The 16,642-nt window shown below is 44.2% G+C and carries 15 protein-coding genes; 7 read left to right on the top strand and 8 right to left on the bottom strand.

Going from position 1 to position 16,642, the window contains the following annotated elements; translation table 11 throughout:
* The first annotated feature begins 7 nt into the window (after nt 1-7).
* Nucleotides 8-1,012, top strand: a complete 1,005-nt coding sequence (locus NJD71_RS06120; RefSeq protein WP_319051062.1) for a DUF4062 domain-containing protein — start codon at nt 8-10, stop codon at nt 1,010-1,012.
* A 235-nt stretch (nt 1,013-1,247) separates the two neighbouring features.
* Nucleotides 1,248-1,547, top strand: a complete 300-nt coding sequence (locus tag NJD71_RS06115; RefSeq protein WP_319051061.1) for a hypothetical protein — start codon at nt 1,248-1,250, stop codon at nt 1,545-1,547.
* Nucleotides 1,548-1,679: 132 nt separating this feature from the next.
* On the opposite strand, the gene NJD71_RS06110 is transcribed toward NJD71_RS06115, so the two are convergent.
* The 4 genes from NJD71_RS06110 to msrA form a co-directional block, all read right to left on the bottom strand.
* Nucleotides 1,680-3,122, bottom strand: coding sequence for a lytic murein transglycosylase (locus NJD71_RS06110; protein ID WP_319051060.1), 1,443 nt, complete (start codon nt 3,120-3,122; stop codon nt 1,680-1,682).
* A 229-nt stretch (nt 3,123-3,351) separates the two neighbouring features.
* On the bottom strand, nt 3,352-4,065 hold the full coding sequence (locus NJD71_RS06105) for a DUF1499 domain-containing protein (protein WP_319051059.1): 714 nt from the start codon (nt 4,063-4,065) through the stop codon (nt 3,352-3,354).
* Nucleotides 4,066-4,115: 50 nt separating this feature from the next.
* Nucleotides 4,116-4,829, bottom strand: a complete 714-nt coding sequence (gene tmpT / locus NJD71_RS06100; RefSeq protein ID WP_319051058.1) for a thiopurine S-methyltransferase — start codon at nt 4,827-4,829, stop codon at nt 4,116-4,118.
* A gap of 182 nt (nt 4,830-5,011) precedes the next feature.
* Nucleotides 5,012-5,533 (bottom strand): peptide-methionine (S)-S-oxide reductase MsrA, encoded by a 522-nt coding sequence (msrA, locus tag NJD71_RS06095; protein ID WP_319051057.1) that lies wholly within the window; start codon nt 5,531-5,533, stop codon nt 5,012-5,014.
* Nucleotides 5,534-5,768: 235 nt separating this feature from the next.
* Between msrA and cmoA the strand changes: the two genes are divergently transcribed.
* Both cmoA and cmoB read left to right on the top strand, forming a co-directional pair.
* Nucleotides 5,769-6,566 carry a carboxy-S-adenosyl-L-methionine synthase CmoA gene (cmoA, locus tag NJD71_RS06090; RefSeq protein WP_319051056.1) on the top strand — a complete coding sequence of 266 codons (798 nt, stop codon included), beginning with the start codon at nt 5,769-5,771 and terminating at the stop codon, nt 6,564-6,566.
* A 50-nt stretch (nt 6,567-6,616) separates the two neighbouring features.
* A complete protein-coding gene (gene cmoB / locus NJD71_RS06085) occupies nt 6,617-7,651 on the top strand; it encodes a tRNA 5-methoxyuridine(34)/uridine 5-oxyacetic acid(34) synthase CmoB (protein WP_319051054.1) in 1,035 nt (344 codons plus the stop codon).
* Nucleotides 7,652-7,947: 296 nt separating this feature from the next.
* On the opposite strand, the gene NJD71_RS06080 is transcribed toward cmoB, so the two are convergent.
* Nucleotides 7,948-8,166 (bottom strand): DUF2788 domain-containing protein, encoded by a 219-nt coding sequence (locus tag NJD71_RS06080; RefSeq protein ID WP_319051053.1) that lies wholly within the window; start codon nt 8,164-8,166, stop codon nt 7,948-7,950.
* Between the two features lie 431 nt (nt 8,167-8,597).
* Here NJD71_RS06080 and argS point away from each other — a divergent pair, with 431 nt between their 5' ends.
* The 3 genes from argS to NJD71_RS06065 all read left to right on the top strand — a co-directional run bounded on the left by argS (nt 8,598) and on the right by NJD71_RS06065 (nt 12,544).
* Nucleotides 8,598-10,427, top strand: coding sequence for an arginine--tRNA ligase (gene argS, locus NJD71_RS06075; protein ID WP_319051052.1), 1,830 nt, complete (start codon nt 8,598-8,600; stop codon nt 10,425-10,427).
* 87 nt (nt 10,428-10,514) lie between these two features.
* A complete protein-coding gene (locus tag NJD71_RS06070) occupies nt 10,515-11,315 on the top strand; it encodes an SPOR domain-containing protein (protein WP_319051051.1) in 801 nt (266 codons plus the stop codon).
* Nucleotides 11,316-11,449: 134 nt separating this feature from the next.
* Entirely contained in the window at nt 11,450-12,544 is a 1,095-nt protein-coding gene (locus NJD71_RS06065; RefSeq protein WP_319051050.1) for a PTS transporter subunit IIC, read from the top strand.
* Between the two features lie 154 nt (nt 12,545-12,698).
* Here the strand turns inward: NJD71_RS06065 and NJD71_RS06060 are convergent, their stop codons facing one another.
* From NJD71_RS06060 to clpP, 3 genes are all read right to left on the bottom strand, one after another.
* A complete protein-coding gene (locus NJD71_RS06060) occupies nt 12,699-13,685 on the bottom strand; it encodes an SDR family NAD(P)-dependent oxidoreductase (RefSeq protein ID WP_319051049.1) in 987 nt (328 codons plus the stop codon).
* Nucleotides 13,686-14,025: 340 nt separating this feature from the next.
* On the bottom strand, nt 14,026-15,300 hold the full coding sequence (gene clpX, locus NJD71_RS06055; protein WP_319051048.1) for an ATP-dependent protease ATP-binding subunit ClpX: 1,275 nt from the start codon (nt 15,298-15,300) through the stop codon (nt 14,026-14,028).
* Between the two features lie 204 nt (nt 15,301-15,504).
* Entirely contained in the window at nt 15,505-16,140 is a 636-nt protein-coding gene (gene clpP, locus NJD71_RS06050; protein WP_319051071.1) for an ATP-dependent Clp endopeptidase proteolytic subunit ClpP, read from the bottom strand.
* Between the last annotated feature and the right edge of the window lie 502 nt (nt 16,141-16,642).

Here is a 16,642-nt window from a genome sequence, read left to right as displayed (position 1 = left end):
GGTAATTGTGCCAAACCGCCGCTATCACCATATTCACGTTATATGCGCTGACAACGATCAATCGTTAGTCTTGGATAGCTTAGCGATATTTTTTCAAGCACGTGCATTTTTGACTTATGATGTGTCTAGCAAGCTCCCCAAAGCCTCTTTATATGGTCGTCAATGCATAGATTCCTGTGATTATGCGTTGATGATTATTGGAGACAGCTACGGAACTGTGCAAAAGAATGGTGTCAGTCAGATGCATCTGAGTTATCTAAATGCCAAAGCCAAGCTCAAACCATTGTTAATCCTGGCAAAGAAACACCATCATGAACTGGATGTTAGCCGGCAACTACAAGAGCTCATCAAAACGGTATCTAAGCAAGACAATCAAATATATTATTATGATTCAGAAGATGATATCGAGCCGCTACTCGTCCAAGCCTACTACAACACATTGGCGAGCAATAGAGTAGAGGGTGGCTGGATAAGAGCCACCGAAGAGATGATTAAATTTAGCAATCAGACTGTTGCTGAAAGATTTGCTGATATTTTGGCAATCAATAAAAATACAAAAAAACAAGCTCCTGTAGAGGATAACTTTGCGGATGACAATGTCAGCCAGCCCATTGTATTGACAGAGACTTTCACTGTGAAATATACCGCTCAAGCCTACGAAGGTGGTAATCTAAAAGACGTGACTCGCGAAATTACCTTATCTTGGCAAGAGATATTGGTTGCTCTAATAAAAATACCTTCTACGTTTTCTAGCTACGGTCTACAAAACGCTATCAACCGTCTAATCGCACCAAAAGCTGAGATAGACATCAAGAACGATATGCCAAATGTCCACGCTGTCTCACGTTGCCAAATCGCTCAAGATGACTTAAACAATTTACAGCGTCAACTGGTAAGCGCAAATTGGATACAGCTGACGACCTATGGTACGCGGCTATCACAAGAGCTTTGGAAGCTCACTTTTTATGCAAAAAATTTACTAGTAAGTAATTCCTCCCAAACACACGAGTAAAGCCTAATCTTGGCACATACTAATCTTGTAGCATTCAATAAAACATCCTAAAAAACACCACTTCTGTCTATGGCTACGTTTTGTAATACAAAGCATACGCGTCACTGGTTGTGAATCGACTCAGGACTCGTGATAATAAGAACCATCAGATAACGATCTTATCTTTATTAAAACTTGTAGCAATTAAAAATACATAAAATGCAAAACAACATTGATCTATTAAGGAGAAAACATAATGAGTAACGATAAAAACGACAAGCTGTTAAGCGAGATTGATGGTCTAGAAAAAAGCATGCATGACGCCGATCAGTTTCACACGTTAGAAGAGCAAGTGGCAGACATGAAGCGTCGCGGCATTGATCCAAGCGAAGCCTACAAAGATTTGGACAGAAAAGCAGAAGACGAAGACTGGGGCGATGCCACTTGGAAAGAAAATGGTAAGTGGGAACCGAAAACTGCTGCTGATCTAGATGACAATGCTCGTGAAAATTGGGATGGTGATAACGGTAAGCCAAACCCACCACCTATTGTCTAGATCTGTAATGACTAATGTAGTTAATACAAACTCACAATGACAGACCCGTATTGATACATAAGAAGTGAAAAAAGCCACGCTATGATTAGCGTGGCTTTTTAGTGCTCTAAGGTAAAGCGTTTCAATACGTTGTTATAACCCTTCGTCAATACGAACCAGCTTGATCGTACCATCGGCACTAGTGGTGCGGCGATAGCGTGTATTGCTAGAGGGTGATGGACTGATCGATGGTTGAGACGAATAGCTATTGGGCGTTGTTTGTTGCTGAATCAGTTGCCCCATACGATCGGCTGGTGCAGGGTTTAATGGTTGCCCGTACTGAGTTTGGCTTGGTACTGAACTACCAACGATAGCGCGATATAATTTTTGGCCTGCGCGTCCGTCAGCTGGAAAAATACCACGGCTAGATTGGTATTTTTGGATAGCGGTACGGGTGTTGTCGCCGATGATGCCATCAACGCCGCCAATATCATAACCAGCATTGAGCAATGCTTGTTGGATATCTTTTGCCTGCTGGCGACTGATACCAGGATCATCTGTCGGCCATGCAGTTACAAAGTCGGTTTTACTACTGTCTTCACGAGTGACCAAGTCTGATAAGTGCGCGATAGCTAGGGCGTAGTTTTCTGAGGCGTTATAAGAGTAAAACGTATCGAAGTTTTTGCCGACTAGAAACGCAGGACCATCGATACCAGCAGGTAGCAATAAGCCAGCACTACTTAAATCATAAGGTAGTGGGCTACCGTTAGCGAGGGTCAGACCTTGATTGCGCCAGTGGCTGATAGACTTTTTATCTTTACGATTTGAGGCCGCCCAAAATCCATTAGGTAATTTGACCTCGTAACCCCAAGGCTCACCCGTACGATAGCCACGATTATCTAAGAAGTTTGCGGTCGAAGCGAGCGCATCAGGAACACTATTGACCAAATCTCGGCGCCCGTCACCATCGAAATCTACTGCCAACTCCAAAAAGGTGCTGGGCATAAACTGCGTCTGTCCAAAAGCACCTGCCCATGATCCTGTCATATCACTAGGTGCAATGTCGCCGTTTTGCACAATCTTTAGGGCATTGGCATACTCACCTTGGAAGTAGCTTTGACGACGATCGAAGCAAGACAATGTCGCCAATGATTCGAACAATGGCTTTTTACCCAATGTCTGACCAAAGTTAGACTCTACGCCCCACACGCCCAGTACGTGTTCGGCTTTTACACCGTAGCGTGCCTCAATTTGACGAAGCGTTGAGCCCCATTGACGCTTGGCTCGGATGCCATCTTCGACACGCTCTTTGTCTACTAGCGATGATAGATAGTCCCAGACATCTTTTTGAAACTCTGGCTGGTAGTTGAGCGACTGAATAACGCTTGGATCAGGCTGGTTTGGACGATAATTATTAAAAGTATAGCTGTTTACATCGCTAAATTTACTCGAGTTTTTTAGACCATCCAAACATTGCTGAAATTCGCTATTGGATAGATCCGGTGCTGGTGGCTGCGCGGCTTGAGCAGTGCTAGCGAGACTAATGCCAACCGCAACACTAAGCAGCGACAAGGTAGAGAAAGGAGTCAAACGCATGAAAATATCCTATAAACATCAAAGTGATTATTGAGAGAAAAAGCAAAAGGTAAAAAAACGATATTAACGTAGAGTAACCAATCTAAACAGTAAAGAAAAGCTGTCGAAGTACTAAGATTATGAATGGTTACGATAAATTGACGATGGCGTGAGGTTGGGAGAGGGTTTAGCTTTACCAGAACGTCAAGAGTCAAATAACATGTAATTGTTTTTGGCAGATATAATTTAACTACTCAGCCAATATACTATCTAATTCATTGATAAATGTATCAATTCGCGCCGCGTTTTTGCCCAAATCGCTGCCACCAACCCGCGACTTACTGCGTATATCTACTAGGCGCTCGCTATCGTTATCCGTGATGCGCACGACAATATCGTCTTTGAAGCCAAACCAAGCAGTCGTATCGGTCGCTTCGATGATGCCATTATCTATATCAATATTGACCAACTCCCAGCCTAAGTTCTCAACAGCTTGTTTGGTTGCTGCTGCCAGTTCAGGTTGTGTTTGGGTATAGCGTAATGTTTGTAGGTCAGGGTATGCCTCGCGCTGTTGCTCTGCTGCCTCGATACCAGCGTAAGCGGCTGGATTAGGCGCGTCAGCACGCAGTGGGGCAATGGCCACAAATGCAGGCGGATTTACTAAATCAGTAGAGATATCATGAATGGGCGGGACCTTTTTGGCCGTACTCATCATACTTACTGGAATAGCGATGGCAGTGATAGCCAATACTGCTGATATCAATGCGCTACCAACGCTCGCTGTGTTTCGTTTAAATAAAAGCTGTATAACTAACAGTATTAAGGCTGCAATACCCACGAACACGCCAAACTTGAACCCTGTAAAGGCAGTCGCTAACTCAATCATGCCAAATTTGTAGAGTGGGCCTGCGAGCGCGACCAGTAAGACAGCGATTAAACTTATCAGACCAACGAATATTTTCATTTATTTTCTCCAACATGAATTAGTACTGATTAATCGCTGCGCAAACTGATTTATTTATGACTCAATAACCAAGCATGCTCTGTGACGAGTAAATTAGGTGTAGACCCTATAACAGTAGGCACATTTGCCAGTTCACATATTTGATAGTGACTGCCATAGTACTGCTGTAGCTGTTCTGCACTGATAGAGAACGGCGGTCCATTTTTTTTGCTTTGATCATAATTCAACGTCATCAAAAGCTGCGGCGCGAGGTTATTGTCAATGCTATCGACGCTGACAGATTTGTTTACATTACCACTAAGCTGTCGTATCTGCTCACTATATTTTGTTCGCATATCAGCTGGTAGGGCAATCAATGCCGCTTTGTCATATACTGCATCGATAGGACCAACATCTGTAGGGGTAAGCGTAAAAATATCGGCGACCCATAATGTAATAGTTCGCCGCTCTTCACCTTCTATCAGTTGACCTTGATAGCATGTGATAGCTGGATTTTCTACATGTTGAGAGATAGTGTACTGGATATTTTGTTCAACAAAAAAATCCTGCACAGCTGTTTCAATCAGTTCCACACCGACCACATCATATCCTTGTGCAGCTAGCCAAGCCATATCAATAGATTTACCACATAGCGGAACAAAAATACGGCTACCCGCCGATAAATTCAAATGTTTGATATATTCAACTAACAATGGATTAGCAGCCGACTGATTAAAACCAATGCGTTTTTCTTGCCAGCGTTTGTACCAAAACTCAGGGTTCATATGTGAGATCTCTAACAGGTATGGTGTATGTGGAAGGAGCGTTTACTATAAATATCAGCTATCGATATAGTAAACAATAATAAAAAGCCAAACACCTATCGTATAAGTGTTTGGCTTAGGTATTTTGCTCGCATCGTACTCGGTTTTTTGAACAATACGATGCTCAATTTCTTTAATTAAAATCAGCTTATCATATACTTGCTAAACTCTTTACGCAATTTTGCCAGCTTTGGTGGTATCGCAAAGTTACAGTAAGCCTGTCCTGGATTGCGATTAAAGAAGTCTTGATGCGCGTCTTCTGCTTGGTAAAATTCAACGGCAGGATGTACTTCTGTGACGACGTTGACGCCCATGTCGCGCAGTTTGTTGATGGTACGGTCGACCGTTGGCTTCTGATCTTCTTCGGTATAAAAGACCACGCTGCGATACTGACTGCCAACGTCATTGCCCTGACGATCCATCGTGGTGGGATCATGCGTGGCAAAGAAGACGTCGAGGATGACTTCTAGCGGAACAGTCGTCTCATCAAACTCGACTTTGATAACTTCGACGTGACCAGTTGTACCGCTACATACTGCTTCATAATTGGCAGACACTGCATCACCGCCCATATAGCCTGAGACAACAGATTGTACGCCTTTCACGGACAAAAATACCGACTCAGTGCACCAAAAGCAGCCGCCGCCTAATACGATTGTTTGCATAGTTTTTTCCTATTATTATAAATATGGATTAAGCACTGTATTTGGTTGTAATGTTCTCATTTTTCAATGCCTCATTAGTCCTAGCGCTATTTATTCAGCTTAGCAGGCAAGCCAAAGGCAATAAGTAACAAACAGTAATGTTATAATGAGCTTTTGCTATCTCGCTTGTTTATCAACTGACAGTGACAAGCAAAATTCATCAAGTAACGCCTAATGTAAGTTCTATTACTAAAAAATGAGTCGCCCCATGAGCCAATCGCAGCCTGCTATCAAACATGACACCCTATTTGACAAACCGTTTACCACGCCGCTGGATAAAGCAGCGCGTTTTTCCTTTGATGAGCAAGTGGTGGCTTGTTTTCCCGATATGATTCGTCGTAGCGTGCCCGGTTATGGTCAGGTATTAGCTATGTTGCCCATCTTTGCCCGTCGGCATTGCAAGTATCGTCAGCAGAGTGATAGTGGTCAGCGCGTTAGTCGAATTTATGATTTGGGCTGCTCACTGGGTGCCGCCAGTATGACGCTGGCTGGTGAGTTTGACCCGCAGGATTTGCAGATTAAGGCGATTGATATTTCCCCTGCGATGACGACCGAAGCGACGACGTTATTAAGTGACAATTATCCTGAGCATGACATCGAAGTGATCACTGCGGATATTCGCGACGTGGAGCTGGAACCCTGCGACATGGTTATTCTGAATCTAACGCTACAGTTTTTACCAGCCGCCGATAGAGTCGCGGTATTAGATAAGATATATGCGGCATTAAGCGCAGGCGGCATACTGGTATTAACCGAAAAAACCCATGCCTTTGATGAGCAATACGATGCGTGGTTGGTTGAGCGTTATTATGATTTTAAACGTGCCAATGGCTATACCGAAATGGAAATCAGCGGTAAACGCAATGCGCTAGAAAACGTGCTGATTACCGATACGCTAGATGAGCATCATGCGCGGTTAGATCAAGTTGGCTTTAAGCGTCATTTGACGTGGTTTCAGTTTTTAAACTTTGTCTCTATTGTGGCGTTTAAATAAACCTTACTTTTAACACAGTTATTTTTTAATCAATACGGTAACCTGCTTTTATGCTCAACGACACAATCACTCACGCCGAACGCGAATTATATTTAACCTTGTTAGAGCTGGCCCAGCAGTACCCAAGTGCTTACGAATGGCTGACGCGACTGCCAACATGGTTAAATGCGATCAAAGACAAAGCCAACTACGCGCATGCCCCGGCTTATCAAGCGTCAGTGGCACGTCTGCCAAATTTGACGGTCAATCACGTCGATTTAAATAGTGATACATTGACGATTGATGCAAGTCTTAATCAATCTCAATACAAACAAACCACCGCATTATTAAAGCAGCTGATGCCATGGCGTAAAGGGCCATTTCAAATTGGTAATGATGAATCAGGTATTAAGATTGATACCGAATGGCATAGTGATTGGAAATGGCAACGGGTCGCATCGCATTTGAGTGAGCTTGACGGTCGCCGCGTATTAGATGTCGGCGGTGGCTCTGGCTATCACGGCTGGCGTATGGCTGGCGCAGGGGCAGATACCGTTATTATCATTGATCCCTCTTGCTTGTTTTACCATCAATTTATGGCGATTCGTCATTTTGTTGGCGCAGCTGATGCTCATGATACAGGGCGTTATCGTACGCATTATATTCCTGTGCCACTTGAGGCATTGCCTGAGCACAGTCAGTTGTTTGATACTGTGTTTAGCATGGGGGTGCTCTATCATCGTCAGTCACCATTCGAGCATTTACAGCAGCTTAGAGGACAGCTTGTCAAAGGCGGCGAACTGGTGCTTGAGACGTTGGTCATAGAGGGCGATGCCAATACAGTACTGCTACCACATGATCGCTATGCGCAGATGAATAATGTGTACTTTTTACCGTCAGTGGCGGCATTGACAGGCTGGCTAGAAAAAGCAGGATTTGTCGATGTACGCTGCGTGGATGTCGCCGTCACCTCAACTGAGGAACAACGAAAAACGGAGTGGATGACATACCATTCATTAGCAGATTTTTTAGACCCTAACGATGCCGCAAAGACTATCGAGGGCTATCCTGCGCCTATGCGTGCGACTTTGATCGCAAAAAGATAGCAGGTAATGTGCTAGACAGTACTAGGAAAAAACAAGGGATTAACGACTGCTAGCATCGCGCTGTATGGACGTAGAATGGTCAAACGTTTGCTAAGAGCGAAGAGTCGAGTACGGGAATGTGTCGAGGCTTTGCTGGTGGCGCATGGAATCTGCCAACTTACGTGAGTAAGGTCGTAGAAGATAATAGGAATGCTCACTAAAATAGTCGTTTAAGACGTATATCCGACATTTTATCAACTGCATTAGTTATACGCTATATATGTTTGCTGAGTCGTAAACACATAAAAAATAACCGTTTACATCAGCCATTTTTTAAAAGCGACTTCCATGACTATCTTCAGTATAAAACCGACAGAGCCTGCCCCTAGTGCCAAAAATATCCAGAATGTACCTGCGCGCCCAGCGTCAGATTTTTTGGAGATATCCCACATAATAAAGAATAAAAAAGCGATGAAAATCGGCAGTAAGACGTACAGTCCCCAACTGGTGACCGTACTGGCAGCAATAGCAAACATGGCGTAATCCTATGAAGTAGTAACGCATCTCCTATATTTTAGAAGAGCCATACAAACCGCTATTATAACGTGGAAGCAGATAGGTATAAACGACTGCCCAGTGTTGGGCAACAGGAACGCTACAATTGAGCGTGCCATTCGCTGAGTTGCTGTATGTGCGTGATATCAACTTTGCGTCGTTAAGTATAAGCGAGTACGTAACCAATTTTTTATTGTCATCAATTATCAGCCGTAGCTGTCATAACAGTAAGATTTTGGTGCTAATTTTAGTGCAAATGGTGCAATACATCGTAAAGATTGTTATATTTACAGGTTACTTATCTTTTTACGTTATTTTATCCCTGCAATGTCGGTCGCTATTACCATAAACCGTTATTAATCGCTCGTATTTGCACCGCTTTTGTTGTCTATTTAATTGAGTTCAGATCCCTATGTCACAAGCCCAAATTGATACGCTTGCATCCCTATTTAATGATGCGATTCAAACCCTACAAGCAGATGGTACGCTACCAAGTGATTGGCAAAATAATAGCCAAATCACCCGTACTAAAGATCTTAGTCATGGCGATTTTGCCAGTAACATCGCGCTCACTGCGGCAAAGGCTGCCAAAGCCAATCCGCGCCAACTCGCTGAAAAAATTGTCAGCGCGCTGCCTGAGAATCAAGATATCCGTCAAGTAGAAATCGCAGGCCCAGGGTTTATCAACGTATTTCTAAATTCAGAGGCCAAGTTTTCAGTACTAGACGATATCTTTAGCTTGCAAGAAAGCTTTGGTTTGAGTGACCAATTTGATGGTCAAAAGGTACAAGTCGAGTTTGTCTCAGCCAATCCAACCTCAAGCCTGCATGTCGGTCACGGACGCGGTGCGGCGTTTGGTATGAGCGTATCTAACCTGCTAGAAGCCATCGGTTACGACGTCACACGCGAGTACTATGTCAATGACGCGGGTCGTCAAATGGACATCTTAGCAACCAGTACCTATTTGCGTTATCTGGAGTTAAATGGCGAGCAAATCACGTTCCCAGTCAATGGCTACCAAGGTGACTATGTCAGTGATATCGCGCAGACACTAAAAACGCAACATGGCGATAGCTACGTACATGAGTTTGCACAAGTTGCCAAGGATGCGCCAGAAGATGCCAAGTTTGAGCTCAATGCTGATGGCGAAAAAATGCTCATCTCAGGTGACAAAGAAGCGCACATTGATGGTTTAATTGCAAATAGCAAGGCCTTGCTTGGTGACAGCTATGCATTGTTTTTGAATGCAGCATTAAGCAGTATTTTGGCGGATATCAAAGACGACTTAAATGACTTTGGTGTGAGCTATGAGTGCTGGTTCAGCGAGCGCTCTATCGATAGTGAGATTGAGCCAGTCCTGCAAATACTTGATGACAAAGGCTACTTATACGAAAAAGACGGCAATATCTGGTTCAAATCGACTGACTTTGGTGATGAGAAAGACCGCGTAGTGCGCCGTGCCAATGGTCAGTCGACGTACTTTGCTTCTGACATCGCTTATCACAAAAACAAGTTTGATCGCGGTTTTGATAAAGTCATTAACGTGTGGGGCGCTGACCACCATGGTTATGTGCCACGCGTAAAAGCGGCGCTGCTCGCGTTAGGTATTGATGCAGAGCGCCTTGATGTCGTATTGGTTCAGTTTGTAGCGTTATGGCGCGGCAGTGAAAAAGTACAAATGTCTTCACGCTCAGGGCAGTTTGTTACCTTACGCGATCTGCGCGCAGAAGTCGGCAATGATGCGGCGCGTTTTTACTATGTTGCCCGTAAGCCTGAAGTGCATATTGATTTTGATCTGGAGCTTGCCAAATCACAGAGTAAAGACAACCAAGTGTATTACATTCAGTATGCTCATGCGCGCGTCTGCCGCGTATTAGAAAAGCTACAAAGCAATGGTCTTGCGGTAGATGATACCGTTGGTTTAGCGCAGCAAGATCTGCTTAATGCGCCCAATGAAGATGAGCTGATTAAGCTATTGGCAGGCTATCCAGCAACGCTATTACGTGCAGCGACAGGCTATGAACCACACGTCTTGACTAATTATCTAAAAGATCTTGCTGCATTATTCCACGGCTGGTACGACACCAATCGTATTTTGCCGGTCAGTGTCACATCAGGTGAGACGCCAAGTGCTGACGAGCTGGACTTAATGCAAGCGCGTTTGCGTTTGTCCAAGGCAGTGCGGCAGGTATTGGTCAACGGCCTTGGTCTACTCGGCTTGTCTGCACCCTCTGCTATGTAATAACTTTTTACTATGTAAAATAAGTGTAGACAGCTGATAGTATTAATTCGATGATGACAGTTAAATTCAGTAGGGAGAACGAGATCCATGCTAGCCAAAAAACCCAAAGGCGCAACAGAAAAGCGCAAATCAAGTAGCGTATCAGGCTTATTGTGGATGTTTGTTGGGGCCGTATTGACCCTTATGATCGGGGTGTTTATCTACCTCTCACCATTATTTAACTTTAGCCCCGCGGATAGTAGTGCTGAGAACGATCCTGACAGACAAGTACAGCCACGTGTGGATACTGATACTGATAATGGTGATTATGAGTTCTATGATATTTTGCCCAATCAAGAGATGGCAACCATCCCTGATGAAGATATCGCAGAAATCGATAATGATCAAATAGGGGATATCGACGAGTTCGAACCAGATGTTGTGGTGACTCAACCAGAGGGTACGTCGACCAATGGCGTAGACGGTACTGGTAGCTTTGGTAGTGCCGACAATGCTGCAGGTGATAGTGGTAATGATGCCGCGAACGATGATATTGTAATTGTTGAAGAAGATGCGACTTATGACGGAACGCCGCCAGCTAGTAGTAATCCTACAACTCGAAACAACACTGCAGGAGCAGGTACGGCAAGTATCCAAGCGGCTAAGCCTGCTGCGACTTATATCTTGCAGATCAATAGTTTTAGTGATGCAGATGAAGCGGATCGCCGCCGCGCCCAAGTGCTGATGGCAGGTGTTGATGCTAGAGTAATCAAAAACACCACAGGTAATGGCTTACCGATCTATCAGGTAATCTCGCGTCCGTTAAATAACCGTCAAGCAGTGACAACAGCACAGCAGCGCCTACAAAACAATGGTATTGATTCTATTATCGTTGAACAGCGCCGCTAAACATAGGCTAAGCAATAGGTATCAGGTGAATCTGTAAATAAAAAAGCGTCGTCATGACGCTTTTTTTATCGCTTTATTTTATCAAACCCTCATAACGATTTTATCCAATCGCAACGTTTACAAAGAGTACGGTTATGGCAGTATCTCACCCAGCAGCACCGCAAGTCGGCATTATCAGAGCATTCTTTCAAAAATATTTTATCGATGCCTTTACGGGCATGGCGTTAGGGCTATTTGTCACGTTGATTGCTGGTCTAATTATCTCCCAAATCGGTGGTTGGTTGGATCTTCCAGCACTGGTCGCTGTCGGTAAGCTGGCTTCTATATTGATGGGGGCAGGTATCGGTGTCGGTATCGCTTACTACCTAAAAGCGCCAACGCTTGTGATGCTCAGTTGCCTTGTAGCAGGTATGCTGGGTGCACATTCTGAGGCATTGATGGCAAGGACGCTATTTACGCCGCAAGAGGTTGGGCCTGCCACCTTTGTGGCATTACCGGGTAATCCAATAGGGGCATATTTGACCTCGGTATTCGCTTATCGCGCTGGTACGTGGATCGCTGGCAAGACCAAGCTTGATATTTTATTGGTGCCTTTAGTAGTGTGCAGTGTAGCTCTGTTAGTCTGTGCGCTACTCAACCCACCCATCGTGGCAGGAGTCGCGGCTATCGGACAGGGCATTCATGCGGCAACTGAATTACAGCCATTACTAATGGGTATTATCATTGCCGTTGTAGTCGGTATCCTATTGACCTTACCGACATCGAGTGCTGCCATTTGTATCGCGATTGGTCTTGGTGGTTTGGCAGGCGGTGCTGCCGTGGTTGGCTGTGCGGCGCATATGATTGGTTTTGCTGTCGCTAGTTTTAAGGACAATGGCGTCAGCGGTGTGATATCTCAGGGTCTGGGCACCAGTATGCTGCAGATTCCCAATGTACTAAAAAAGCCATTAATTCTACTGCCTGCTGTCATTGCGAGTGCCATCGTAGGTCCTATCGCGACTGTCGGTTTTGAGCTGGCTTGTACAGCGACAGGAGCGGGCATGGGTACGGCTGGTTTGGTCGGGGTGTTCGGAGTCATCGAAGCATCACAAGAAATCATGAGTACTGGTCAGCTGTGGACGGCGATTATTCTATTAATGTTTGTATTACCTGCGGTGATCGCAGGTGTGGTTGCTTATATTATGCGCCGTATGGGCTGGTTGGTTGCTGGAGATATGAAACTGCCTTAATACTCAAAATGTTGAATTAAGATATTACTGACAGTATCAAAACACCTTTTGGTCTGTAGTTAATAACTCTCAAAAAGCCCAGCTATTATCGTAGCTGGGCTTTTTGTATACAGGGTCGTGCAACTGTCATGTTACAAAGGATGCTCATAGCCTATTACTCAACTGCTTTGGGCTTCTTATGGCGACGGGGCTTTAGCTTGAGAGAGAGCTGATGAAATTCAGTTAGGATTTGACTGTAGTGCGATGGAAATACCCGCTGAATGGCGTCAATCATTTTGGCATCATTACCAATTAAGCAGCGCTGCTGATTGGTCGCTGCTGCATGCAAAATAATCCAAGCGGCTTCACTGGCATCGAATTTTAAGAACTTATTAAAGCTTCTGATGGCTTTGGGTCCAGTGCTCATGCCAATATCATGGATGCTCTCGTTACCGCGCGCACTATTGGCAATATTGGTCTTGATGCCACCTGGGTGAATACAGGTTGCTGATACCCCGCAGCGCTGGATGTTTAACTCTTGGCGCAAGCTCTCTGTGAAGCCGCGTACCGCAAACTTACTAGAGTTATAGGCAGATTGTGACGGCTGCGCTGTCAGCCCAAACAGACTTGAGATATTGATAATATGACCATGCTCCCTCAACTGACTCTGCTGCACACTGTTTTTTATCAAAGGTAGAAAGGCTTTGGTACCATAGACCACGCCCCAAAAGTTGATATTCATTACCCATTCAAGCTCACTGATACTGCTACCTTCAACCGTAGAGTAGAGCGCCACACCTGCGTTATTAAAGATAAAGTTCACTTTGCCATGGTCGCTCATGACACTATCAGCCCACGATTCTACAGCTTTATTATCTGACACATCGAGCACAGTCATCGTGACGCTGATGTCATAACCGCTGAGTAACTGTTTGGTCTCTGCCAGCTGTTCAGGATTGATATCTGATAGCGCAAGATGACAGCCCATTTTTGCTAGATGAATCGCCAGCTCACGTCCCATACCAGACCCTGCGCCCGTGATGGCAGCGACATGATTATGATAATAAGCAGCAATATCAGCATCATCTAGTGAGTCTGTATGGGAGGAAAATGGCAGGCGCTGGCGCAATGAAGTCGCCATAGTAGTCACATGAGTGAGCATAATAAACAGTCCTTTGTATTATTAATAACGAGTATTCGCAGATGCTATAAATATTGGAGTGTAGCAATGGAATAAAGATCGAATCCGACTATCTACATTAGCATGATTCATGATCAGGTCTACTTGCGATTGATAAACGCTGCTGTCATTTTGTGAGAGATGGTTTATTATCTCTAAAATATGATGTCGCTATGCGTTATTACGATATGAAGCTCAATTGAGTGTTTGTTAGACCATTTAGATAGTAAGCAGGCATAAAAAAAGCGCCTTAGCTTACTTAGCTAGGCGCTTTTTTGAATAACTCACTACTAATAATGAGTTATCTAATGTTCACTCTACATTAAGCAATTTTAGGAATTTTGCCTTCGTTGATAACTTCTGCATCAACCATAACGGTTTTGGCATTTTCCATAGAAGGCAGCTCATACATGGTCTCAAGTAAAGCGTTTTCTACGATAGAACGTAGACCGCGCGCACCAGTTTTACGCTCCATAGCTTTTTTGGCAATGGCATCAAGCGCTTCTTGCGTAAAGCTAATATCAGCCCCTTCCATATCGAACAAGTACTTGTACTGTTTGACCAGTGCGTTCTTCGGTTCAGTCAGGATTTGTACCAGTGCTTCTTCATCAAGCTCTTTTAGTGCCGCAAGTACAGGTAGACGACCGATCAGCTCAGGGATAAGACCAAACTTAATCAGATCTTCCGGCTCAACTTCTTGTAGCAAGTCTGAGCTGCGGCGACTGTCATCTTTTGAGCTGACATCCGCGTTAAAACCGATACCGCCTTTTTCTGTACGCTGCTGAATGACTTTGTCTAGTCCAGCAAATGCGCCGCCCACGATAATTAGGATGTTGCTAGTATCAACTTGGATCAGCTCTTGTTGTGGATGCTTGCGACCACCATGCGGTGGAATCGCAGCAACCGTACCTTCGATCAGCTTTAGCAGTGCTTGCTGTACGCCTTCACCTGATACGTCACGAGTGATTGATGGATTGTCCCCTTTTTTACTGATCTTATCGATCTCATCAATATAGATGATACCTTGCTCAGCTTTTGCCACGTCGTAGTCAGAGGCTTGTAATAGCTTTTGTACGATGTTCTCAACGTCCTCGCCGACATAACCTGCTTCGGTCAAAGTCGTGGCATCAGCCATCGCAAATGGTACATCAAGTAGACGAGCTAACGTTTGGGCTAGCAATGTCTTACCAGAACCAGTCGGACCAATCAGCAAGATGTTACTTTTTGCCAACTCTACCATAGCGTCATCAGCACCAATTTTGGCTTTCTTGCTATCATTAGCGAGTGTTTGGCTAACTTTTAGACGTTTGTAATGGTTGTAGACCGCAACAGATAAGGCTTTTTTGGCAGCGTCCTGACCGATGACGTACTCATCAAGCTTGGCACGCAGCTCTTTTGGCGTTGGTAGCTTTTTATTGACCCACGAAGTATCCACGTCACTATCGTCATCGCTATATTCTGCGCTGTCGGCGATTAGATCTGTACATAGTTCAATACATTCATTACAGATATTGGCATCGTCGGCAGCAATCAGCTGCTGTACATCACTTTTGGCTTTACCGCAAAACGAACACTGCGGGGTATTATCTTCTGCCATAAAAGGCGCTCCTAAAGTTTAAAACTGGTTAGTCCATTTGCGTCACATCGATGGCTATATTGGTTGAACGCTCATACCTGCTTACTATCTATCAGATATGAGCTATCAGGTATGAGCGACATATTGATCTACCATAATACAAACAGACTATAACTATTCTTATGATTGCACACTCGTTTGAGGGGCGTAGCACTTATCTGTAGATTACAAAGATTCAGGGCGACGCTCTAATACTTCGTCAACCAATCCGTATTCTTTTGCTTCATCAGCATCTAACCAATAATCACGCTCAACATCTTTTTCGATTTTTTCGATTGGCTGACCAGTACGCTCAGCTAAGATTTTGTTTAGACGGGCACGAGTCTTAAGGATCTCACGAGCATTGATTTCAATGTCAGTCGCTTGACCTTGCGCACCGCCTGATGGCTGGTGAATCATGACACGCGCATTAGCAAGTGAGTAACGCTTGCCTTTTTGACCTGCGGCCAATAGGAATGAGCCCATGCTATAAGCACCGCCCATACAGATAGTCGATACTTCAGGTTTGATAAAGTTCATAGTATCAAAAATTGCTAAGCCTGCACTTACTGAGCCGCCTGGAGAGTTGATATATAAATGAATATCTTTGTCAGGGTTTTCAGCTTCTAAGAATAGTAGCTGTGCGACGATAAGGTTTGCCATGTTATCTTCGACCTGACCGGTCAAAAAGATAACGCGCTCACGTAATAGGCGTGAGAAGATATCAAACGAGCGTTCACCGCGCGAAGACTGCTCAACCACCATTGGTACTAAGGCGCTTTGAATGTTTTGCGCGCTTTGTACTTCGTTGTGCGCACTCATGAGCATGTCAAAATGTGGGTTAGCAGTGATGCGATCATAATCTGTCATAGAAAGGTCCTATCGATAAAAGTATAAAATAAAAATGGTTTGAGTAATTTTATTGTCTAGTAGGTTTTGGACTAATGGATAGTTTATAGGGGGTCTGCGCTCACTATTCAAGCCTATAAAAACGGTTTGTGCACAAAATAGAGGAAAAAATAACTATCCTCTGTTTTTATACTTTCTGCATAAACTAAAATAAGAACGTTTGGATAAAAATATGTGAATAAAATCAGTAGTGACTTAAGTGTTTTTTACAGCGTTTGACTCAAATGATTACTATAGTATTTTGCCTTGATACAGATATCCTGAGTCTCATACCGGCCCACTTTTAACATAGAATACCTGATTAATAGCATTACAATCTACCTATCTTGCTAAGGCGCGTCTCTAATTCAAACTTTTATCACCATTTTTAAAATAGGGACACATCCTAGTCGATTTTATGAGTGTGCAAATATCT

Origin of the sequence: Psychrobacter sp. PP-21, from assembly GCF_033790785.1 — a bacterium.
Lineage (GTDB): Bacteria > Pseudomonadota > Gammaproteobacteria > Pseudomonadales > Moraxellaceae > Psychrobacter.
This window is presented reverse-complemented; position numbering and strand designations above follow the sequence as displayed.

What these genes read in the sequence shown, in the direction of transcription:
- NJD71_RS06060 (WP_319051049.1), bottom strand. Translation starts at nt 13,685, where the DNA reads ATGCTCACTCATGTGACTACTATGGCGACTTCATTGCGCCAGCGCCTG.
- clpP (WP_319051071.1), bottom strand. Translation starts at nt 16,140, where the DNA reads ATGAGTGCGCACAACGAAGTACAAAGCGCGCAAAACATTCAAAGCGCC.
- NJD71_RS06110 (WP_319051060.1), bottom strand. Translation starts at nt 3,122, where the DNA reads ATGCGTTTGACTCCTTTCTCTACCTTGTCGCTGCTTAGTGTTGCGGTT.
- NJD71_RS06070 (WP_319051051.1), top strand. Translation starts at nt 10,515, where the DNA reads ATGCTAGCCAAAAAACCCAAAGGCGCAACAGAAAAGCGCAAATCAAGT.
- cmoA (WP_319051056.1), top strand. Translation starts at nt 5,769, where the DNA reads ATGAGTCGCCCCATGAGCCAATCGCAGCCTGCTATCAAACATGACACC.
- msrA (WP_319051057.1), bottom strand. Translation starts at nt 5,533, where the DNA reads ATGCAAACAATCGTATTAGGCGGCGGCTGCTTTTGGTGCACTGAGTCG.
- NJD71_RS06065 (WP_319051050.1), top strand. Translation starts at nt 11,450, where the DNA reads ATGGCAGTATCTCACCCAGCAGCACCGCAAGTCGGCATTATCAGAGCA.
- NJD71_RS06115 (WP_319051061.1), top strand. Translation starts at nt 1,248, where the DNA reads ATGAGTAACGATAAAAACGACAAGCTGTTAAGCGAGATTGATGGTCTA.
- NJD71_RS06080 (WP_319051053.1), bottom strand. Translation starts at nt 8,166, where the DNA reads ATGTTTGCTATTGCTGCCAGTACGGTCACCAGTTGGGGACTGTACGTC.
- tmpT (WP_319051058.1), bottom strand. Translation starts at nt 4,829, where the DNA reads ATGAACCCTGAGTTTTGGTACAAACGCTGGCAAGAAAAACGCATTGGT.
- cmoB (WP_319051054.1), top strand. Translation starts at nt 6,617, where the DNA reads ATGCTCAACGACACAATCACTCACGCCGAACGCGAATTATATTTAACC.
- argS (WP_319051052.1), top strand. Translation starts at nt 8,598, where the DNA reads ATGTCACAAGCCCAAATTGATACGCTTGCATCCCTATTTAATGATGCG.
- clpX (WP_319051048.1), bottom strand. Translation starts at nt 15,300, where the DNA reads ATGGCAGAAGATAATACCCCGCAGTGTTCGTTTTGCGGTAAAGCCAAA.
- NJD71_RS06105 (WP_319051059.1), bottom strand. Translation starts at nt 4,065, where the DNA reads ATGAAAATATTCGTTGGTCTGATAAGTTTAATCGCTGTCTTACTGGTC.